The following is a 20,278-nucleotide window of genomic DNA, read 5'->3' on the forward strand; positions in this document are numbered from 1 at the left end:
TCCGCCTGGTCAGCCCGCCGCCGCCTGCCGTGCCCGGTAGGCGGCCACGTGTGCACGGTTGGCGCAGTTCCCGGTATCGCAGTAGCGCTTGGACCTGTTCCGGGTGAGGTCAAGGACAACGGCGTCGCAGTCCTCCGCCTCGCACGTGCGCAGCCGGTCCATCTCCTTGCCGCGGATCACGTCCGCGAGAGCCATGGCCGCTTCCGTGCTCATCCGGTCAGCCAGCGGGGCTTCGGGCGCCGACGCATGCAGGTGCCAGTCCCAGCCGTCGTGCTTGACCAGCTGCGGCAGGGCGTTGGCCTCGCGCAGCAGCCGGTTTACAATGCCCACCGCCGTGTCCTCATCCGCGGTCCAGAGCCGGGCAAGTTCGCGGCGCAGTGCGCGGACGCTGTCCAGTTCCGCGGCGTCCCTGGTCCTTGATCCGGTAAATCCCTCGGCTTCCAGGAAGGCGTCAAGGTCCGCCTGGCTGGCCAGCTCCTCCCGGCCGTTCGCCGCTGAATTGATCAGGTCCACCACGGAGCGCAGCGCCACCTCAGTGTCAGGGGCAAAAACCATCTTGACTCCTTACAGCGCAGACGGGTACTGTCATGACCAATACCCCACTTTACTCCTGACAGGAGGCAACGGTGCCTGCCGCCAACAACCACCCCCAGAGCCGTGTGGCCCAGGCGGCCGGCCGGGGATTCCTGGCGTCCGGACTTGGCATCGCGCTGTTTTCCTCCGCCGTCTTCGGAACCTCCGGCTCGTTCGCCAAAGCACTGCTGGAAACCGGCTGGTCCACGGGAGCGGCCGTGACGCTCCGGCTGACCGGCGCCGCCCTGATCCTCGCCATCCCGGCCATCCTTGCACTGCGCGGACGCTGGCACCAGCTGCGGGACAACTGGCTGACCATCCTCCTGTTTGGCCTGATCGGGGTGGCAGCATGCCAGTTGTTCTACTTCAATGCGGTGGCCCGCCTGTCCGTGGGCGTCGCCCTGCTCCTGGAGTATCTGGCGCCCGTCCTGATTGTGCTGTGGCTCTGGGCCGCCAGCCGGAGGCGGCCGCGGGCGCTGACGCTCGGCGGTACCCTGCTCTCCCTGGCCGGCCTGGTGCTGGTCCTGGACCTCACCGGCGCGGTGAAGGTGGATCCCGTGGGCGTCCTTTGGGGGATTGCCGCAGCGGTCTGCCTGGCCATGTACTTCTTCATCACCGCCAGGGAGAACGACACCCTGCCACCCATCGTGCTGGCCTCCGGCGGCCTGATGGTGGGGGCAGCGGTCATGTGGCTGGCCGGTGCAACCGGCCTCCTGCCTATGACCTTCAGCACAGCGGACACGAAGCTCGGGGGGTGGGTTGCCCCGTGGTGGGTTTCCCTCGCGGGCCTGGTGGTCCTGGCGACAGTCCTCGCCTATGTCTCCGGCATCGTGGCCGCCCGGGCCTTGGGTTCCAAGGTGGCGTCCTTCGTCTCGCTCACCGAGGTTCTTTTCGCGGTGGTCTGGGCCTGGCTGCTGCTGGGCGAACTGCCGGGTGCCATCCAGCTGCTGGGCGGTGTGCTGATCGTAGGCGGCGTCATCCTGGTGCGGCTCGATGAACTGCGCGCCCCGGCCGCGGAAACAGCAGCAGGGCCTGGCAAGGAAGCCGAACCGAAGGCGCCGTCCCCGCTGGAGCACGCGAACGACGTCGAACCCGTCCCCTAGGCCGGGCAGCAGCAGCGGCAGTCGCAAGGCTTAAACCGCAGGGCCCGGACACCGTGTGGTGTCCGGGCCCTGCTGCAAAGCCTTCGCGACCGGAAGGTTAGCGGGAAGCCTGGCTCTGCTCTTCAGCGTTCCGCTTGGCCTGGCTGCCGGCATCCTTGAGTGCCTCGGCAACCTTGGTCAGCATGGCGGTGTGGGTTCCGGACCACTCGTTGCGGAACTTCTCCGCGTCCGGGCCCTCCCAGTTGGTGCTGCTCAGAACCTTGGTGAGAGTGGACTTCTGCGTCTCGATCTCGGACGCACCTGCCTGAAGCTTGCTGCCGAGCTGGCGAAGCTGCTCAACGTCTGCACCCCAAATAGCCATCAGTTTCTCCTCTTGGTTAGTGGATCCGAATATGGGTCGGCATCCCCCGGCCTCCCGGCTCATCCGGAAGATCCATTGCCTAAAACCTATCCCGGCCGCTCAAACAGTGTCGATGGGCACCCCTGCCCATGCCGGACTCCCCATGGACGGACGCCCGCCACCCCGGACGGAAGGGGTCGATCCCAGGCGCTCCAGAGCCTAGCATGGCCTTATGTGCCGGAATATCCGAACCCTCCACAACTTCGAGCCGCACGCCACCTCCGAGGAAGTGCACGCCGCCGCGCTGCAGTACGTGCGCAAGATCAGCGGCAGCACCAAGCCCTCGAAGGCCAACCAGGAAGCCTTCGATGAGGCGGTCCACGAGATCGCGCACATCACCCAGCACCTCCTCGATTCGCTGGTGACGCAGGCTCCGCCCAAGGACCGGGACACCGAGGCTGCCAAGGCAAAGGCCCGCGCCGCCGTCCGGTACGGCGCGGCCTGAACCGGCCCTGGATTCCCGGCAGCGGGCCGGCAAGGTTACTTGCCGAAGCTGCGCAGCCGCAGCGAGTTGGCCACCACCAGGACTGAGCTCGCAGCCATCGCGGCGCCGGCGATCATGGGATTGAGCAGCCCCAGCGCGGCCACCGGAATCCCAACGGCGTTGTAGAAGAAGGCCCAGAACAGGTTCGTCTTGATCGTCGACAGGGTCTTCCGGGACAGCTCGATGGCCTGGGCCACCTGGGCGAGGTCGTTGCCCATGACGGTCAGGTCCGCGGCCTCGATGGCCACGTCGGTACCGGAGCCCATGGCAATCCCGAGGTCCGCCTGCGCCAGGGCCGCAGCGTCGTTGACGCCGTCGCCGGCCATGGCCACCGTTGCCCCGCCGGCCTGCAGCCGGCGGACCGCCTCCACCTTTCCTTCCGGCAGGACGCCGGCATAGACGTCCGCTGCATCAATGCCGACGGCGGCAGCCACCTGGGCGGCCACGGCGGCATTGTCACCGGTCAGCAGGATGGGCCGCAGCCCCAGGTGCTTCAGCCTGGCAACAGCCGCGGCGGATCCTTCCTTGACGGTGTCCCGCAGGCTGATCACGCCGGCCGGGGCACCGTCCACGGCAACCCAGATGGCCGTGGCGCCGCCCGCCTCGGCCGCCGCCAGCAACGCCTGCTGGTCTTCTGCAAGTGAAATGCCGTTGTCCTCAAGCCACCCCGTACGGCCGGCCACCACCAGCCTGCCCTCCACGGTGCCCAGGACTCCGCCGCCGGGCGCGGAACGGAAGGCCTGGACGGCAGGCAAAGCGGCGCCGTCGTGCATGGCCGCCCTTGCCGCTGCGGCGATGGCGTGCGCTACGGGGTGCTCGGACGCCGCCTCCACGGCCCCGGCCAGCCGGAGCACGTCGTCCTCCGTGAAGCCGCCGAAGGCCGCGGTGGCGTCCACGGCCAGGACGCCGGAGGTCACCGTCCCGGTCTTGTCGAGCAGGATGGTGTCCACGGTGCGGGTGTCCTCGAGGACCTGCGGGCCCTTGATGAGGATGCCCAGTTGCGCTCCGCGGCCGGTGCCTGTCAGCAGGCCAACCGGCGTGGCCAGGCCCAGCGCGCAGGGGCAGGCAATGACCAGGACCGCGACGGCGGCCGTGAAGGCCGGGCGCAGCTCGCCGCCCGCCACGTCCGGGCCGGAGAACAGGAGCCACAGCACGAAAGTGGCCGCCGCAATGGCCAGAACCACCGGCACGAAGACAGCGCTGATGCGGTCAGCCAGCCGGGCGATGGGCGCCTTGCCCGTCTGCGCCTGCGACACCAGGCGGGCCATCTGCGCCAGGGTGGTTTCGGAGCCGACCCTTGCCGCCTTGACCAGCAGCCTTCCGGAGGTGTTGATGGTGGCGCCGGTGACGGCCGAACCGGGTCCCACTTCCACGGGAACGGACTCGCCGGTGACCAGGGAGGCGTCCACCGCTGAGCTGCCCTCCACCACTACACCGTCGGTGGCGATCTTCTCGCCCGGGCGGACCACCAGGATGTGGCCCACCTGCAGACGGTCCGCGGGGATCCGCTGCTCGGCGCCGTCGTGAAGGATGGTGGCGTCCTTGGCGCCGAGGTTGAGGAGCGCCTGCAGGGCATCGCCTGCCTTCTTCTTGGCATTCGCCTCCAGGTACCTGCCCAGGAGCAGGAAGGTGGTGACTACCGCCGCCACCTCGAAGTAGAGGCCGCCGGTTTCCATCCCCTCCATGCCGGGGTGTTCGGTCATGCGGGGGTCGGCCGCGAGCTGCCAGGCGGAGAACAAGTACGCTGCGGCTACCCCCAGGGATACCAGGGTGTCCATGGTGGACGCGAAGTGCCGCGCGTTGATGGCCGCGGCCCGGTGGAACGGCCAGGCGGCCCAGGTCACCACCGGCAGTGCCAGCGCGGCAGCAACCCAGCCCCAGTTGGCGAACTGGAATGCCGGAACCATCGAGACCAGGAACACGGGCACCGTCAGGACGGCCGCCACAAGAAGGCGGGGTTTCAGCTGCCCGGCGGTTCCGCCATGGGCCAGATGGTCATGTTCGACGACGGCGCCCGCGGGTTGCGCCGCCTCCCCGCTTTCGCTGCCGTCCGGCGCAATGGGGTCCGGCGCTGGGGCGTGCCGGAGCGTTGCCTTGTATCCGGCTGCGTTGACGGTGTCCACCAGCTGCTCATCGCTGATCCCTGGGGGCACCGTGACGTGGGCCGATTCGAGCGGGAGGTTGACTGTTGCCTCCACGCCCTCGAGCTTGCCGAGCTTCTTCTCCACGCGGTTGACGCAGGAGGCGCAGGTCATGCCCTCGATATCGAGTTCCACCACGCGGGTGTCCGGCGGGCGGAGCAGATCCTGGTGACTCATGTTTTGTCCCCGTTGGCCCTTCAGGCTTCGTTGGCGACGACCAGGTACCCGGCCTCCGCCACTGCTTCGCCGATTTCCGAGGGCGACAGCTTTTGCGTGGACGTGATGGTTACGGTGGAAATGCCGCCGGCGTTGAGTTCGACGTCCACGGCCTCCACCCCCGTGAGGGCTTCGAGTTCTTCGCTGACCGCGGAGACGCAGTGGCCGCAGGTCATGCCGGAAACGTTGACGGTTGTGATGGTGGGGGAGGTGGTGCTCATGGCTGTCTCCTGATGGTTTGGCCGGCGGTGGCCGGCAAATGGGTGCAGTTGGGTTTAGCGAAGCAGCCGGCCGATGGCGTCGGCCGCTTCCTTGACCTTTGCATCGATGGCTTCGGCCCGCGCTTCCGGGTCGGGTTCCGCGGCGGCCCCCACCACGCAGTGGCCGATGTGCTCCTCCACCAGTCCCAGGCTCACGGCGTGCAGGGCTTTGGTCACGGCGGAAACCTGGGTGAGGATGTCGATGCAGTACTTGTCCTCATCTACCATCCGCGCAATGCCGCGAACCTGGCCTTCAATGCGCTTGAGCCGGCGGAGGTAGGCGTCCTTGTTTCCCGTGTACCCGTGTTCCGGAACGTGCTGCACTGCGGACCCGGCGGTTGCCTCTTCAATGGTCTTCATAAATCCACCGTATACCCCTGAGGGGTATTAAATCAAGTACCCCCTAGGGGTATAAAGGGACATCGCAGAGCAGGGCACAAAAAAGCTCCGGAGTGCGTTATTGGGGGATACGCACTCCGGAGCAGCTCTTGGGCAAAACCGGTGTCCACTTGCGTGGATCGGTCTGCTTGAATCAGCTTACTGGCTGGTATTGGCGTCCGCCAGCACCGCGAATAACTACTTTCGCTTTATTTTCAGCGTGCCGTTTCCGTCCCCTGTCGGCTGCCCGCGGACGGGTCATGGCTTGTCCTGGTGCGCCGGCATCCGGTAAGGCACCACCAGGACGGGCTTGCTCTGGTGGTGGGTCAGCCACGCTCCCACGGAACCATTCAGTGCCTCTGAAAGCCGGTGCGAGAAGCCGCGTTCGGACGTGCCCACAATAATGATGGGCACGTTGGCTTCGGCCGCCAGCCGGCCCAGCGCACGGGCGGGATCACCGGCAAGGGTGCGAAGCGTCCAGTCCACCACGCCGCTGCCGGGCGGCACCTTGTCCACGGCTGACTGGATGTCTGCTTTCAGTTCCGCCGTGAGGCTCCGGATGTCCTCGTCGTCGGCGTCCGGATGAAGCGACAGGCGGTGGGCCGAGCGGGCAGGGTCCCACTCCACCAGGTAGCTGGCCTCGTCCACATACGCGCACACAAGGGGCGTGCCCAGCCGTGCGGCCAGGGTGGCCGCGGTCTGCAGGACTTCCGGATGCTGCTTGGGCATGATTCCAACCAGCAGGGGGGCAGTTCCACTGAACCGTTCCGATGTCATAGCTCATTGTGCGCCCGGGCAACTGCCTTGAACAGGTCCCGCCGGATCACATAAGCGCAGGTGAGGCCGTTATCACGACGTTCTTGCCCCACGGGTCCTCCGTGTAGCAGGAGATGAGGACCAGCCGGTTGGGCACGATGTCCCAGATGGGGCTGTCCTTCAAGCTGGACTTGACGTAGGTCGTCACGCTGTCCACCTGGTAGGGCAGGGTTCCCGCGGCGGTGTCCACCTCAAAGCGGTCACCCACCCGCGAGGCGGAGCTCAAGTGGTTAAACGGCGCCTCCGCTCCGTCCCAGCTGTGGCCGATCACGTACGTCGTGTTGGCTGAGCCCTCCCCGGGAGTCCCGAACGGAACCAGCCAGTAGCCGTCCTTGGTTTCCGGCGGCACGATGGTCCCGCTGTCCTGCGCGGCGCCGTCGAGGTCCAGCGGGTGTACCGGCACGTCAAAACCTGCCGCCCCGTACCGGATGCGCACCGGAGCCGCCGCCTCCGGCAGGGCGGAGGCGGGTGACGGCGGGGCAGCCGCGGTGGGCGCCGTCGTCGGGCCTTGTATATCCGGAGTGCTGCCCGCCAGCGGTGCGGCGCTTGCCGGTGCAAGGATTGCCGTTTCAACGCTTCCGACGGCGGCCGGCTGCGGCTGGTGGAGCAAAGGGCCGCCGAACGTAATGGCCAGGAATGCCAGGATTCCGGACAGGAGGATAGCGAGGTCGCCGCGGTTCCAGCGGCGCCACCGGCGGCCGGTCCGGGCGGCCTGCCGGCTGCGTTCCTGGGACATCTGTACTCCTCACCTGGCGGGGGATGATGGGAAGGAAGGCGCCCCGCCGGGCACTGGCGGGACGCCTTCCTTGTCAGTGGCCGCGGAAAGCGGCTCGGGCCGCGGGCTTAGCCTGCTGCGGTGGCGTCGGACCTGCGGCGTACGGCCACTGCGGCTCCTGCTGCCACCAGTGCGCCCAATCCGGCGACCCAGGCGGGGGAGTACTCAGCCCCGCCAACGGCCGTCTGTGCGTTGTAGCCCTTGTTGGTGCCGAGGTTGGTGGTAGCGGTAGCGGTGGCGGCAGCACCGGTCCGTGCCGGCACCTGCGGCGTGGCGGCGGCAGGTTGCGCGGGAACCAGGGCACCGGCTTTGGCTTCGACGGCTGCAGATTCGAGGTTGGTCTGGGTTCCGTCGGTTTCCCCGCCGGTGGTCCCGTCGGTTTCTCCGTCGGTTTCCCCGCCGGTGGTCCCGTCGGTTTCTCCGCCGGTTTCTCCGCCGGTGGTCCCGTCGGTTTCTCCGCCGGTGGTCCCGTCGGTTTCTCCGCCGGTGGTCCCGTCGGTTTCTCCGCCGGTGGTCCCGTCGGTTTCCCCGCCGGTTTCCCCACCGGTGGTCCCGTCGGTTTCCCCGCCGGTTTCCCCGCCGGAGTCTCCTCCATCGGCTCCCCCGCCAGTTGTGTCACCACCGGCGGGCGGGTAGACCGGCGGAGTTTCGCCCGGCGGCAGTTCGTCGCAGTTGGCGATGTAGGCGATCTTTCCCGAATTGGTCCAATTCAACCCCTCGGGCATTTTCGGCGTCGGCGGGATGATGTCGTCGGCGTGCTGGCGGTGGCCGCCGATCCCGTTGGCATCAAACTCCAGCGGAATCCAGGTTCCGCCCTCGTCGTGGCAGACGACGACCCTGTCTGATGCGGCCATGGCCGGCGCAGTGAGGCTGATCAGTCCAAGCCCTACCACCCCCAGAGTGGCAAAGGTACGTTTCATTTTTTCTCCCCAGATATATGTAGCGGTCCATGCGCGCGGGGAGTGCCAGCGTTGACGCCGTATGCCCCAGCAGCACGGTCAGCTTGCTTGAAGTTTCAGGCTAGGAGCGGCGGCAGGGGCGGGTCGCGAGTAGGAGGTACTCGACTTTATGGGGCGCTGACGTGGGGCGATACCTGCTCCTACGCGGAAATGGGGGAGTGCTACTTGTTCTGAGGAGGAAAGCGGCCGACTCTATGATCATCCCTTGTCCGCGGTTGGCGCCCCGCCTAACGTTGAAGCATACGAAAGGTGTGGACATGGAAATCTACATGTGGTGGCTGGACCTGGACCTCGACACCAAGGAGTGGCTGCGGGAGAACCTTCGTGCCGAGGAGCTGCCGCTTCCCGTGCTCCAGGGCATCGCGGAAGCGGGCGGACCGCACCCCGATAACCCTGCAGCAGTCCTGAGCGATGCCGACTGGGATTTCATCGAGACCCAGTCGGAGTTTGTCGACTAGCCCCAGGAACCGGAGGCTTCTGCCGCCAGAAAACCGTTGCGGGCCGCCGGCAGCGATGGTTGCATGGGGGGCATGGCATCCGCAGAGAGTTTTGTCTTAGCGATCGGGACCAAAAAAGGACTGTGGCTGGCCACCAGCCAGGACAGGAGTACCTGGTCCTTCACCGGCCCCCATTTCCTGATGAGCGAGATCCCCAGCATCGGGATCGATACCCGGAACGGCCGCACCCGGGTCATGGTGGGCGTCCGCAATGAGCACTGGGGACCAACGGTTGCCCATTCCGATGATCTCGGCGCCACCTGGTCCGAGCCGGAGCAGGGGGCCATTAAGTTTCCGGAGGACACCGGCGCTGCGGTAGAGCGGGTATGGCAGATCTATCCAGATGCCGAATCCCGGCCGGGGGTGGTCTGGGCCGGTGCGGAGCCCATCTCCGTGTGGAAATCCACCGACGGCGGCGAACATTTCGAATTGAACCGGGGGCTGTGGGACCACCCGCACCGGAGCGAGTGGGGTGCCGGCTACGGTGGTGCGGCGGCGCATTCCATCGTGGTCCATCCCGCCGGCGACACTGTCCACGTGGCCATGAGCACCGGGGGTGTTTACCGGTCGGTGGACGGCGGCACCTCCTGGGAGCCCCGCAACAAGGGAATCTCAGCCTACTTTCTGCCCGACCCCAACCCTGAATTCGGCCAGTGCGTTCACAAGATCGCCGCGGATCCTGCCGTTGACGGCCGTCTCTATGCCCAGAACCATCACGGCGTCTACCGCACGGACGACAATGCCGACACCTGGACCTCCATTGCGGAGGGCCTGCCCGCAGACTTCGGGTTCGTGATGCTCACCCACCCCCGGCGCGGCGGGACGGCCTGGGTGGTGCCGCTGAAAGCGGACGGCGAACGCATTCCGCCCGATGGCGAACTGGCGGTGCACCGCACTGACGATACCGGCTCCACCTGGAAGCGGCTGGCGTCCGGCCTGCCCACCGGCGAATACAACAGCGTGCTGCGCGACGCCGCCTGGGTTGACACGGCGGAACCCGCGGGCGTGTACTTCGGCACGCGCGGCGGCGCTGTCTATGCCAGCGCGGACGAGGGTGAGACCTTTACGGAAGTAGCGACACACCTGCCCGATGTGCTGTGTGTCCGGGCGGCAGTGATGGCGGGTGCCTGACATCGCAGTTGTCCTGCCGAGCGTCCTGCAGCCCCTCGCCGGTGGGCAGTCCGTACTGACTGCGCCCTCCGACCGGCCGGTGACGGTGGGAGAGCTGCTCGATGCGGTGACATCAAACTATGCGGTACTCGCCAGGCGGCTCCGCGACGAGACGGGTGCCCTGCGCCGCTTCGTGAATATCTATGTGGACGGCGACGAGGTACGTCGCCTGCAGGGGCTGGAAACGGAGGTGGCGCCGGGCCAGGAGGTCCTGGTGATCCAGTCGGTGGCCGGCGGCTAGTTGTGCCGCCGGCCCAACACATCCCATGAAGGAATGATCATGACAAAGCAGAGCCTGCAGTCCGCTATCGACCAGCAGGGCGGCAGCGCCGTAGAAGTGTTGCGTAATGCAAAGTCCAGGCCGTTCACGTTTCCGGTGACGCCTGAATTCACCAACTGGCGAAGCGAACAGGCTTCCTGGCGTGACTCATGTGCCCTGCTCGACCAGTCGCACCACATGGCAGACCTCTTTGTCGCCGGTCCCGACGCCACGAAGTTCTTCACCTGGATCGGCACAAACTCCGCCGCCGCCTACCGGGTGGGCCGGGCGAAGCAACTGGTCGCAGTCAATCAGGACGGCTACCTGATTGGCGACGGCATCCTCTTCCACCTCGGCGAAAACTCGTTCGACCTGGTGGCGCTTCCCATGCTGAGCGATTGGGTTGAATACAACATCTCCACCGGCGACTGGGATGTCACCCTCGACCGCGACGACCATTCACTGATCCGCAAAGGCGATCCCAAGGTCTTCCGGTACGAACTACAGGGACCCAACGCGCTTGCCATCATCGAGAAGGTCACGGGCAAGCCGGCACCGGAACTGAAGTTCTTCCACATGGGCGAGGTGGAGATCGAGGGGCGTCGGGTGGGTGTACTGCGCCACGGCATGGCGGGGCAGCCGGGCTTCGAACTGTGGGGTCCCTGGGCCGATGCCGCGGCGGTGCATGCCAAACTGCTGGCCGACGGCCAGGAATTCGGCATCACGCAGGTCGGCGCGAAGGGCTATTCCTCGGCCAACCTTGGGTCCGGCTGGGTGCCGTCCCCGCCGCCCGCCATCTTCCAGCCCGAGCTCAGGGCATACCGCGATTGGCTCGACCTGTCGAAGGCGGGCTCGCTGGGAGGCAGCTTCTACTCGACCGATGTAGCCGACTACTACGTCACTCCCTATGACATCGGACTGGGCCGCTCCGTGTCCTTCGACCACGAATTCCTCGGAAAGGAAGCGCTTCAGCGTCACTCGGAAAACCAGCGCCGCACCAAAGTAACGCTGGTGTGGAACAACGAGGACGTAGCCGCAGCCCTCGGGTCGATCCTGGGTGAGGGCATTCCGGCCAAGTACATTGAGCTGCCCAAATCACGCTACGCGCTCTACCAGACCGACCTGATCCTAAAGGACGGCGAGACCATCGGCATCTCGTTCGACGTCGGCTACCTCGCCAACGAGCAGGTCTTCCTATCACTGGCAACGCTCGACGTGGCACATGCGCAGACCGGAACGGAAGTGGTGGTGGTCTGGGGGGAGGAACCCAACTCCCGCAAGGGGCAGGTGGAGCGCCACCGACAGGTCGAAATCCGTGCCACCGTGGCTCCGGCGCCCTTCTCGGACTACGCCAGGAGCGGTTACCGCGCGCCATGATTGAGGTTGGCTAACGTTCGTTTCAAAATCGTTGACAATTAAGTATTCGATCCGTAGCGTCGGTCTCGAGCGGTCGTGACGGATCGCGCCGCCCGGAGCAATGACGCGACAGGAAGGTACAGGGTGGCCGCAAGCCTGAGCCTCAACGACGTGAACTTGCACTTCGGCGGCGTCAAGGTCCTGCAGGAAGTGAGCTTCGACGTGGAACCGGGCGTCATCTTCGGGCTCGTAGGACCCAACGGCGCCGGCAAGACCTCCCTATTCAACTGCATCAGCGGCCACTACAGGCCCAGTTCCGGTTCCATCACCATCGATGGCACCGAGGTCCTGGGAAATGCACCGTTCCGCCTTGCGCGCCTTGGGCTCGCACGTACCTTCCAGCATCCGGCCCTGTTGTTGCATGCCACAGTCCTGCAGAACGTGCTTCTTGGCGGGCACACCAGGCTTCCTGGCGGACCTGTTTCCTGGGCATCGCGGTTGCCCTATACCGCCCGTGCTGAGCGCGGGATGCGCGAGGAAGCGCTTGAGCTCCTTGACCACGCAGGGTTGGGCTGGGCCGCCCACCTGCCCGCCGACGAACTCGCCCACGGACTACACAAGGGCATCGAGTTGTGGCGTGCCTTGCTCTCCCACCCCTCGCTGCTGCTGCTCGATGAGCCGGCCGCCGGGCTGTCCCATGCTGAGGTGGAGCAATTTATCAAGACCGTGAAGCGGCTCCGCGCCGAGCAGGACGTCACGATCGTCATCGTCGAGCATCACATGGGGCTTATCTCCGCGCTCACCGACCGGGTGGTGGTGCTGGACCACGGACGCAAGCTCATGGAGGGCACCGCCGCCGAAGCCCAGTCCGACCCCCGTGTCATCGAGGCCTATATAGGGAAGGACGCGGTGGATGGCGCTGCTTGAACTTGCCGGCGTGACAGCGGCCTACGGGCCCGTGCAGGTACTGGACGGGGTGGATCTTACCGTGCCGGAGGGTGGGTCAGTCGGGATACTGGGCGCAAACGGGGCGGGCAAAACGACGACGCTGCGCGCCATCAGCGGTACGGTGCGCACCAGCGGACTGATCAGGTTCGAGGGACGCGATATCCGCGGCCTGCGCCCTGACCAGGTGGCGGCGCTGGGGGTCGCCCACGTTCCGGAGGGCCGCGGAACCCTCGGCCAGCTAAGCGTTCGGGAGAACCTCCTGGTGGGGGCCTACCTGCGCAAGGACCGGGCAGCGATCTCTGGCGATATCGATTATTGCCTTGACCTGTTCCCGCAGTTGCAGGACCGCGTCGGTTCGCGGGCGGCGTCACTCTCGGGGGGCGAGCAGCAGATGCTCGCCGTAGCCAGGGCATTTATGGCCCGGCCCAAGTTGCTGTTGCTCGACGAAGCATCCCTCGGACTTGCCCCGAGCACCTCAAAGGCGGTGTACCAGGCGATCAGGCGGCTGCGGCTCGAGTCCGGCATTGCCATGGTGGTGGTGGAGCAGAACGCAAACCTGGCGTTCTCGCTGGTGGACACTGCCACCGTGCTTGAAACTGGACGCAACGTGCTGACCGGATCTTCCACCGAACTTAGAGGCATGGACGAGATCCGCCGTGCTTACTTGGGGGGCTGAACCATATGGGCACCTTCATCCAACTCGTGGTGGACGGGCTCTCGACCGGCTCCATCTACGCTGCTTTGGCCCTCGCTATCGTGCTGGTGAACCAGGCGACGGGCCTGATCAACTTCGCCCAAGGCGGCATGGCCGTGCTGTCCGCTTACATCGCCTACGCCCTTACGCGGCTCGGCTTGCCCCTCGTCGTCGCCATCCTCATCGCAGTGGTGGTTTCGTTCCTCATCGGGGCAGTAATTGAGCGGTTTCTCATCCGCAGGTTCGAGGGAAGCGATACCCACACTGCGGTTGTGGTAACCATTGGCTTGCTCACCCTGGTCACCGGTATCTCCGCTGTTTTTTGGGGCTACAACAACCTGCCGTTCGAGTCGCTTTTCCCGCTAACCGGTGTGGAGATCTTTGGCGCGGTGGTGAGTGTCCGGTCCATCGCCACAACGGTCACGATCCTGGCGATCATGGTGCTTCTGCAGGTGCTCTTCCTGGGCACCAAGCTTGGACTCGCGCTCCGGGCTGTCGCAGATAACCCGGCCTCCGCTGCTTTTTCAGGCCTGCCTGTCGGCAGGCTGCTGATGGTGGGCTGGGGCCTGGCCGCGGTTCTGGGAGCGATCGCCGGCGTCCTCGTTGCCCCGCAGCTGACCCTCACCCCGGGCATGCTTGACACAGCGCTCGTCTACGCGCTCGCAGCGGTGATTTTGGGAGGCCTGAGCAGCCCGATCGGATGTGTTATTGCGGCGTGGGCCATTGGGGTCCTGGAGAACTTGGTGGCCGTTTACGTGCCGCTCGTGGGCCATGACCTCAAGATCGCAGTGCCGTTTGTACTGATCTTCGTCATCCTGGTCATCCGACCCCAAGGCCTGTTCGGGCGGAAGGTCGTGGTGAGGGTCTGATGCGTACGCTGTCCTCAATCTTTGCGAAGGGATCCATCCGCATCATCCTTATAGCAGTGGTGGCCATCGCGCTGATCATTGCCCCGCTCATCCTCCCGGCATTCACGAACCAAACGCTCGTGCGCATTGGCGTTTATGCCGTCGCAGTACTGGGGCTGAACATCGTGATGGGCTACACAGGGCAAGTGAACCTCGGGCAGATCTTTTTCCTCGGGCTCGGCGCTTATGTGACCGCCTACGGCGTCAAGGCGGACTGGAATATCATGCTGGTGTTCATTGCGGCCTGCGTCGTGCCGGGCCTTGTCGGGCTGCTTGTGGCGCTGGCGGCAGCCCGGCTCGGTGGCCTCGCAATCGCCATGGTCACCATCGCTTTGCCGATCGTGGGTGTTCCCCTGGCCAAGCGGCTCGACGAGTTCACGGGGGGCTCGCAGGGCATCTCGGCCCGCTTTACGGACGCTCCCGACTGGTCAGGGCTCTATAACGACCAGTGGCAGTACTACATCGTGCTGGTGGTCACCGTCGCCGCGTTCCTGCTGGGCCGCAACCTCGTGCGCGGCAAGTACGGCCGTGCCTTCACGGTGGTGCGGGAGAACGAAGCCGTTGCCGCGTCCATGGGTATCTCGCCGTACCGTACCAAGGTGCTCGCGTTCACAGTCGCCTCCATATTTGGTGGGGCGAGTGGCTTCCTTTACCTCGCGGCCGTGCAGTACACCTCGCCCGAGACCCTCAGTTTCGGCCACTCCATCGGTCTCGTCGCCGCGATGGTCATCGGCGGCGCGGGCAGCATCATTGGTGCGCTGATTGGTGGCGCCTACTACGTTTTCGTTCCCCAGTTGACGAACGCCATCGATCCCAACCTGACCACCATCAGCCAGGGCGCGATTCTCCTCGCGGTGCTCTTCCTGTTGCCCCATGGACTGGTGAGCCTTCCACGGGTGATCCGCCGTCTAAACCGCCGGCTCACCGCCCGCAGCACATCACCGGGGAATCCCCCGCAACATAACTCTCCCGTGCATCAACCGGCTTCTGAGGCCGCGCGGGAGGGACTCGAAAAAACAGAGAGGCAAGATCGATCATGAAAATCAGAAAAATGCCAGACGGGGTCCTCGGTATCGTCGCGACGGCGTCGATCATCGCGCTCTCCCTGTCAGGTTGTGCCCGTGACGGCGGTGGCCAGGGCGGCGGCTCCGGGGCCAGCCCCGGGATCACGGACACGTCCATTACGTTGGGCGTCACCACTCCCCTCAGCGGTCCTACAGCAGGACCTGGAACCTGCACCGTCGCGGGCCTTGCAGCCTACTTCGGCGCCGTCAACGCGGCAGGCGGCGTGGAGTTCGGTGACGGCAAGACGCGCACCGTCGAGATCAAGTCCTACGACGATGCATATGATCCGCAGAAGTCGTTGTCGAACTTCCAGCAGATGATGTCCGACGGCGTCTTTGCCGTCACGTCCGGCCTCGGTACCCCCACCAACCGCGCCTTCCGTGATGCCGCCATCAGCCAAGAGGTCCCCCAGGTGCTCGTGATGACCGGTGACCCCCTGTTCAGCGATCGGGAGGAGAGCCCATGGCAACTCGGCTTCGTTCCGATCTACCAGAACGAGGGAGCAGCCTTCGGTGAGTTGCTGGCGGAATCGCAGGGGGAGCACAAGGTCGCCATCCTGTCGCAGAACGATGACTACGGCAAAGGCTACGTAGAGGGCTTCAAGGAAGCCATCGAGGGTGCGGACAACGTCACGGTTGTCGGAGAACTGACGTACGAGGCTACCGATACGTCGGTCGACGCCCAGCTGACCCAGCTGGCGTCGTCCGGAGCGGATGTCTTCTTCAACGCCATGTCCATCACCCCGCTGGTGATCTCGTCGCTGCAAAAGGCCCAGCAGATCGGCTGGAAGCCAAGCTGGTTCCTTCCGTCCAATACGTCGAGTCCCACCGCCATCCTCCAGCCCGGCGGTGCGGATGCGTATCCGGGCATCTACTCGGTGTCGTTCTCCAAGGCCCCGCAGAGCCCGGCATTTGCAGAGGACGAAGACGTCGTCAAGTTTCTCGCCGACCTCAAGGAGTATGGCAACTACCCTGACATGCCGGCCTTCCCGCACTGCATGTGGAGTTACATGGTGGGAGCCACACTGGAAGGGGCTTTCAAGAATATGAGTGAGCCGACCCGTGACAGCTTCATGACGGCGCTGCGCGACATCAAGGGCCTGCAGGCGCCCCTGATGCTGGAGGGCACGGCGGTTGACACCACGGTCGACGGACAGCCGGCCGTGTCTTCGGTCCTGGTGCAGAAGTACAACGGCAGGGGTTACGACACGGCGGAAAGCTTCGGCTAAAAACCCGCCTTCACCGTTGCGGCAGCGCCGCCATCTCCGGAGTTCCGCCGGGAATGGCGGCGCTAAACGTGGGCTGCCCTGGCATCGGAAAGCATTTCCAGTTCGTCGATGAGCCTGAGCCCCCTCTGCGCCCAGGCGATCTCGACCCGTGCCCGGTCAACAAGTCCCTCATAGGTAAACCGTTTGAAGGCGATGGTGCGCTCGCGTTCAGCTGGCTCGGTTACTGCAAGGCGGCGGATCAGCATCGGGTTGGCAACTTCAGTGATCTGCAGGAGTTCGTGCTCCCACTGGGCGAGCTCGCTTTCCCACTGTGCAATGTGGGCCCGGAAGAACTCCCGTCCCACCCCGGGAGCCACCGACTCAAGGTAGGCAGCCCTTAGATGGGCGGGATCGCGGACCCTGGCATAGTCCAGCGGTGTCTGCATCCAGTCGAGGAAGGCCCGGTCCCCGGCGTCCGTCACGTGATACACCCGGCGGGTGGCGCGCTGGCCCCTGGGCTGCTCTTCGCCTTCGATAAGGCGCTCGGCCTCCATCTTGCGCAACTCTGGGTAGATCTGCGAGTCCGGAGCATGCCAGACATGCCCCACCGACAAGGAGAATTGCTTCTGCAGGTCGTAGCCTGAGAGCGGCCCCACGCGAAGCAACGCAAGCAGCGCGTACCGCAGGCTCATGGAGTAACTCCTTCGATGACCGGACGCGGGGTCAGGGGGCAAGCGCCCCCTGACAAACCCGGCTACCAGCCTAGGCGGATTTGTAGTTGGTGCGCCACCCGCCTTGGTAGGTTGCCCGGGCGACGGTGGAGTAGGGCACAGGACTGACGACGGCGCGCACCTCGGTCTGCACGTGCGGTTCGACGGCGGCCTTTGCGGTGCCGCCGTCGGGCTCGCCCCACACAACCCTCAGTTCCGTGCCTTCGGGTACGTCGGGGTTGATGGTGGCGAGCGAGAGGGCCCGGCGTTCGTTCGCGCTGTACCCGGTGAACATGGAGTATCCGACGACGGTGCCGTCCGCGTCGATGACGGAGTCGTAGTTCGCCGAGCCGTAGTTTGCGAGCGGCAGGTCAAAGAACTTGTAGCTCGGTCCCTCCACCTTGAACAGCGACGCGAAAATCGAGGTCACGTCCTCTCCGTCCCAAGCCAGGGTGACCTTCTTGCGCTGCGAGGCCGGGTCGATCCGCTCAAGGGCATCGCGGCCAATGAAGTCGTGATCGAACTTGACGAATGAACCGTAGCCCAGCTCATACGGAGTGAGGTAGTAATCTTCTATGTTCGCGGACACGAACGATCCGGCGAGCGTCCCCGTCGCCTCGTATCCATCCGCGGGGAGCCACTCGCGGTAGCCGCGCTCGGCTTCGCCGCTGTAGATCGCGGGCAACGGCGAGGGGATCCAGCCGGACTCGAGGGTGTTGGACGGGTAGGCGCGCGAACCGACAGGCACCAGGCCGAACTCGGCGCCCGCCTCAACGATGGCGTCCCGGATGCGTCCGTGGTCGGGATAGGGCCCCCAGATTTCAAGGCCCGGAGCGCCTGCCATGCCATGGCGCAGGGTGCGGACGCGTGTCCCCTCGATGGCCATTGTTGACATGTTGAAGAACTTTAGCTGTTCCACCGGCCCCCGGTTCAGCTTTTCGATCACCTGCCATGCATTGGGCCCTTGAATCTGGAAGCGGTAGTACTGGCGGTTGACCTGTTGGCCGTAGGGACGGGACGGTGAACGGCGGTCGACGGTAATTTCCAAATTTGGATAGCCGCCCTTGTCAGCGTGGTAGAGCAGCCAGTTGGCCGCCGGCGCACGGCCTACGTAGACATATTCGTCTTCGGCCTCCCGGAAAAGGATGCCGTCGCCGATAACGTGACCCGATTCGGTGGTGGGCACATACTGCTTTGCCCTGTTCACGGGGAATACGGCAGTAGAGTTGATGGCCGTTGAGGAGATGAGCTTGATCGCGTCCGGTCCTTTCATGAACAGGTTGTCCATGTGGTGGGACTGGTCGTACAGCACAGCCGTCTGGCGCCAGGCGGTCTGTTCCTTGATCCAGTTCTGGAAGTCGGCCGGGACCACCGGATAGATATACGAGCCGATCTGGGAATTGCGGAGCAGGTCCACCGCGCCGCGGGACGAATCAAGGACTTCCTGCAAATTCCTGGGTGCCATGACGAACCTCTCGTTCTGTATTGGTTTGTTGTGTGGTCAAAAGACGATGGTCTGGTTGCCGTGCCGGATGACACGGTCTTCGGCGTGCCACTCGACAGCGCGGGAAAGCACGGCCCTTTCAACGTAAGCGCCGCGGGCCTGGAGATCGGCGGCACTGTGGACATGCGTCACCCGGGCTACGTCCTGCTCGATGATGGGGCCTTCGTCAAGGTCCTTGGTCACATAGTGTGAGGTCGCCCCGATCAGCTTGACGCCGCGTTGCTTCGCCTTGCGGTAGGGCGCCGCGCCTATGAAGGCGGGCAGGAATGAGTGGTGGATGTTGATGAGCGGCACCCCCACCGCGTCAAGGAAGCCCGGCGACAGGATCTGCATGTAGCGCGCGAGGACGACGAAATCCACATTGCCCGCCAGCAGCTTCAGGATCTGTTCCTCCGAATGCGTCTTGTCCGGACCGGACGAGGGCACGTGGAAGAAGGGAACGCCGAAGGACCGGACATCCTCGGCGGTGTTGGTGTGGTTGGAAATCACCATGGGGATGGTCACGGGCAGTTCACCGCGGCGGTGGCGCCACAACAGCTCGAGCAGGCAGTGGTCCGAGGTGGAAACCAGGATGGCCATTCTCTTGGGCACGGACCGGTCGGTAAGGGTCCACTCCAGCCTCAGACCGGCCAGGCTCGTGCCGAGGTCCGCCTCGATTTCCGGCAGTGCAACGGCAAGGTCTGGCCGGCTGAAGACGACCCGCTGGAAGAAGTCGCCTCCGGCCGGATCGCTGGAGTACTGGTCGAGGGAGACAATGTTCCCTTGGTTCCGGCTGACCAAGGCCGCCACCGCTGAGACTATGCCGGGCTGGTCGGGGCCGTGGACAATCAGGCAGGCCTGGTCCTTGTGGTCGTGGGTATGGAGTGCCATTCGTGCCTCCTCACTCCTGCCCGCCTATGAACCGGCGGACCCAGTCGGCTGTCTCCAGGAGGCCGCCAAAAGTGTAGAAGTGAAGCCCCACTTGGCCAAGGAGCCCATCGCCCTTCACCGCGGATCGATCGGCGAGAACTGCGGCAAGGTCGTTGACAAAGTTGTCTGGACCGGCGACGCCGACGAGGTTGGTGAGTGAAAAGCCGTACTTCTTCACGATCATTGCATTGGCGCCCACACCGAACCGCCTGGCAAAACCCAGAAGGCGTTTTATCCCGGCTGGTCCGGGAGTGCCTACGCGGATCGGAGCGGAGATCCCCCTGGAGCGCACGGCCTCGATCCAGTCAGCCACTGGATCGGTGTCAAAGGCAAACTGCGTCAGGATGACCGCGTTGAGGCCCGCTTCCATGAGTGCCGCGTACTTGTCTTCGAGCGCCCGCCACAGGATCTCCTTCGGAATATCCGGGTGGCCCTCGGGGTACCCGCCGAGTCCGACTTCGCGGACGCCGAACTGCTCCAGGACACCGCTGCGTATCAACGCAAGCGAATCGTGATACGGCCCCTCCGGGCGGGCTGGATCACCGCCGACCGCAAAAATACGCTCGGTGGCGCCAACCTCCTGCAAGCGGCCGAGGAACTCCTTAAGGTGCTGCTCCGACCTCAACCTTCGCGCCGAGATGTGGGGGATGGGAACGAAGCCGAGTTCCCTGGCCGCCTTGGCCGCGGCCACGCGCATCTCAAGGTCTTCGTTGGCCAAAGAGGTCACGTTGATCCGGGTGCCGGGCGGAATTTGCACCCTTGCCTCGATGAGGGCGGGAACGTCCTTGCCGGTCATCTCGAGTGAGAAGTCCCGGATGAGTTCCAAGGAAGCTGCGCGGTTGACGCCGGGCCTGATTCGAGTGGCCATCGGAGGATCCTTTCGGCAGCTGCAACGGTGCACCCTGCACTCGCAATTTTACCTACGTTGATAGGTAAAAGCCATAGG

General features: G+C 65.1%; 23 protein-coding genes. 11 read left to right on the top strand and 12 right to left on the bottom strand.

The genetic code is table 11. The features are described from left to right. Positions 1-9: 9 nt before the first annotated feature. Complete coding sequence (locus tag AC5RUO_RS12775) at positions 10-555, bottom strand: CGNR zinc finger domain-containing protein (protein WP_494011449.1); 546 nt, start codon at positions 553-555, stop codon at positions 10-12. A 71-nt stretch (positions 556-626) separates the two neighbouring features. Between AC5RUO_RS12775 and AC5RUO_RS12780 the strand changes: the two genes are divergently transcribed. Further along, entirely contained in the window at positions 627-1,676 is a 1,050-nt protein-coding gene (locus AC5RUO_RS12780) for an EamA family transporter (protein ID WP_494103721.1), read from the top strand. 97 nt (positions 1,677-1,773) lie between these two features. Here the strand turns inward: AC5RUO_RS12780 and AC5RUO_RS12785 are convergent, their stop codons facing one another. Next, positions 1,774-2,037: a WXG100 family type VII secretion target gene (locus AC5RUO_RS12785; protein WP_494011451.1), complete on the bottom strand. Its 264-nt coding sequence runs from the start codon at positions 2,035-2,037 to the stop codon at positions 1,774-1,776. 211 nt (positions 2,038-2,248) lie between these two features. On the opposite strand from AC5RUO_RS12785, the gene AC5RUO_RS12790 reads away from it, so the two are divergent. Then, a complete protein-coding gene (locus tag AC5RUO_RS12790; protein WP_494011452.1) occupies positions 2,249-2,521 on the top strand; it encodes a DUF2277 domain-containing protein in 273 nt (90 codons plus the stop codon). Positions 2,522-2,556: 35 nt separating this feature from the next. Here AC5RUO_RS12790 and AC5RUO_RS12795 read toward each other — a convergent pair whose 3' ends face one another. The 6 genes from AC5RUO_RS12795 to AC5RUO_RS12820 form a co-directional block, all read right to left on the bottom strand. Continuing rightward, positions 2,557-4,878, bottom strand: a complete 2,322-nt coding sequence (locus AC5RUO_RS12795) for a heavy metal translocating P-type ATPase (protein WP_494103722.1) — start codon at positions 4,876-4,878, stop codon at positions 2,557-2,559. Between the two features lie 20 nt (positions 4,879-4,898). After that, positions 4,899-5,138 carry a heavy-metal-associated domain-containing protein gene (locus tag AC5RUO_RS12800; RefSeq protein ID WP_494011454.1) on the bottom strand — a complete coding sequence of 80 codons (240 nt, stop codon included), beginning with the start codon at positions 5,136-5,138 and terminating at the stop codon, positions 4,899-4,901. 54 nt (positions 5,139-5,192) lie between these two features. Then, positions 5,193-5,537, bottom strand: a complete 345-nt coding sequence (locus tag AC5RUO_RS12805; protein WP_494011455.1) for a metal-sensitive transcriptional regulator — start codon at positions 5,535-5,537, stop codon at positions 5,193-5,195. Positions 5,538-5,813: 276 nt separating this feature from the next. Continuing rightward, a complete protein-coding gene (locus AC5RUO_RS12810; RefSeq protein WP_494011456.1) occupies positions 5,814-6,332 on the bottom strand; it encodes a universal stress protein in 519 nt (172 codons plus the stop codon). 46 nt (positions 6,333-6,378) lie between these two features. After that, on the bottom strand, positions 6,379-7,107 hold the full coding sequence (locus AC5RUO_RS12815; RefSeq protein WP_494011457.1) for a class F sortase: 729 nt from the start codon (positions 7,105-7,107) through the stop codon (positions 6,379-6,381). A 107-nt stretch (positions 7,108-7,214) separates the two neighbouring features. Further along, positions 7,215-8,066, bottom strand: a complete 852-nt coding sequence (locus AC5RUO_RS12820; protein WP_494103723.1) for a hypothetical protein — start codon at positions 8,064-8,066, stop codon at positions 7,215-7,217. Between the two features lie 296 nt (positions 8,067-8,362). Between AC5RUO_RS12820 and AC5RUO_RS12825 the strand changes: the two genes are divergently transcribed. The 9 genes from AC5RUO_RS12825 (at position 8,363) to AC5RUO_RS12865 (ending at position 16,230) form a co-directional block, all read left to right on the top strand. After that, entirely contained in the window at positions 8,363-8,563 is a 201-nt protein-coding gene (locus AC5RUO_RS12825) for a hypothetical protein (protein WP_009357062.1), read from the top strand. 63 nt (positions 8,564-8,626) lie between these two features. Continuing rightward, entirely contained in the window at positions 8,627-9,733 is a 1,107-nt protein-coding gene (locus AC5RUO_RS12830) for a WD40/YVTN/BNR-like repeat-containing protein (RefSeq protein WP_494103724.1), read from the top strand. Further along, positions 9,726-10,013, top strand: coding sequence for a MoaD/ThiS family protein (locus tag AC5RUO_RS12835; RefSeq protein WP_494103725.1), 288 nt, complete (start codon positions 9,726-9,728; stop codon positions 10,011-10,013). Before AC5RUO_RS12830 ends, AC5RUO_RS12835 begins: the two co-directional genes overlap by 8 nt. Before the next feature lie 39 nt (positions 10,014-10,052). After that, positions 10,053-11,408, top strand: a complete 1,356-nt coding sequence (locus AC5RUO_RS12840; RefSeq protein ID WP_494103726.1) for an aminomethyl transferase family protein — start codon at positions 10,053-10,055, stop codon at positions 11,406-11,408. A 123-nt stretch (positions 11,409-11,531) separates the two neighbouring features. Then, on the top strand, positions 11,532-12,314 hold the full coding sequence (locus tag AC5RUO_RS12845; RefSeq protein WP_494011462.1) for an ABC transporter ATP-binding protein: 783 nt from the start codon (positions 11,532-11,534) through the stop codon (positions 12,312-12,314). After that, positions 12,301-13,011: an ABC transporter ATP-binding protein gene (locus AC5RUO_RS12850; RefSeq protein ID WP_494103727.1), complete on the top strand. Its 711-nt coding sequence runs from the start codon at positions 12,301-12,303 to the stop codon at positions 13,009-13,011. The genes AC5RUO_RS12845 and AC5RUO_RS12850 overlap by 14 nt, the downstream gene beginning before the upstream one ends. A gap of 5 nt (positions 13,012-13,016) precedes the next feature. After that, the gene (locus AC5RUO_RS12855; protein ID WP_494103728.1) at positions 13,017-13,898 is read left to right on the top strand and encodes a branched-chain amino acid ABC transporter permease; all 882 of its coding nucleotides are present in this window, start codon (positions 13,017-13,019) and stop codon (positions 13,896-13,898) included. Next, on the top strand, positions 13,898-14,977 hold the full coding sequence (locus AC5RUO_RS12860; RefSeq protein ID WP_494011465.1) for a branched-chain amino acid ABC transporter permease: 1,080 nt from the start codon (positions 13,898-13,900) through the stop codon (positions 14,975-14,977). The genes AC5RUO_RS12855 and AC5RUO_RS12860 overlap by 1 nt, the downstream gene beginning before the upstream one ends. Positions 14,978-14,988: 11 nt before the next feature. Further along, positions 14,989-16,230, top strand: coding sequence for an ABC transporter substrate-binding protein (locus AC5RUO_RS12865; RefSeq protein ID WP_494011466.1), 1,242 nt, complete (start codon positions 14,989-14,991; stop codon positions 16,228-16,230). Positions 16,231-16,292: 62 nt separating this feature from the next. On the opposite strand, the gene AC5RUO_RS12870 is transcribed toward AC5RUO_RS12865, so the two are convergent. From AC5RUO_RS12870 to AC5RUO_RS12885, 4 genes are all read right to left on the bottom strand, one after another. Next, positions 16,293-16,901, bottom strand: coding sequence for a PadR family transcriptional regulator (locus AC5RUO_RS12870; protein WP_494011467.1), 609 nt, complete (start codon positions 16,899-16,901; stop codon positions 16,293-16,295). A 70-nt stretch (positions 16,902-16,971) separates the two neighbouring features. Continuing rightward, the gene (gene ligM, locus AC5RUO_RS12875) at positions 16,972-18,384 is read right to left on the bottom strand and encodes a vanillate/3-O-methylgallate O-demethylase (protein WP_494011468.1); all 1,413 of its coding nucleotides are present in this window, start codon (positions 18,382-18,384) and stop codon (positions 16,972-16,974) included. A gap of 36 nt (positions 18,385-18,420) precedes the next feature. Further along, complete coding sequence (gene purU, locus AC5RUO_RS12880) at positions 18,421-19,293, bottom strand: formyltetrahydrofolate deformylase (RefSeq protein ID WP_494103729.1); 873 nt, start codon at positions 19,291-19,293, stop codon at positions 18,421-18,423. Between the two features lie 10 nt (positions 19,294-19,303). Next, positions 19,304-20,200: a methylenetetrahydrofolate reductase gene (locus AC5RUO_RS12885; protein WP_494011470.1), complete on the bottom strand. Its 897-nt coding sequence runs from the start codon at positions 20,198-20,200 to the stop codon at positions 19,304-19,306. Between the last annotated feature and the right edge of the window lie 78 nt (positions 20,201-20,278).

It is taken from the genome of Arthrobacter sp. Y3221087, from assembly GCF_059089905.1.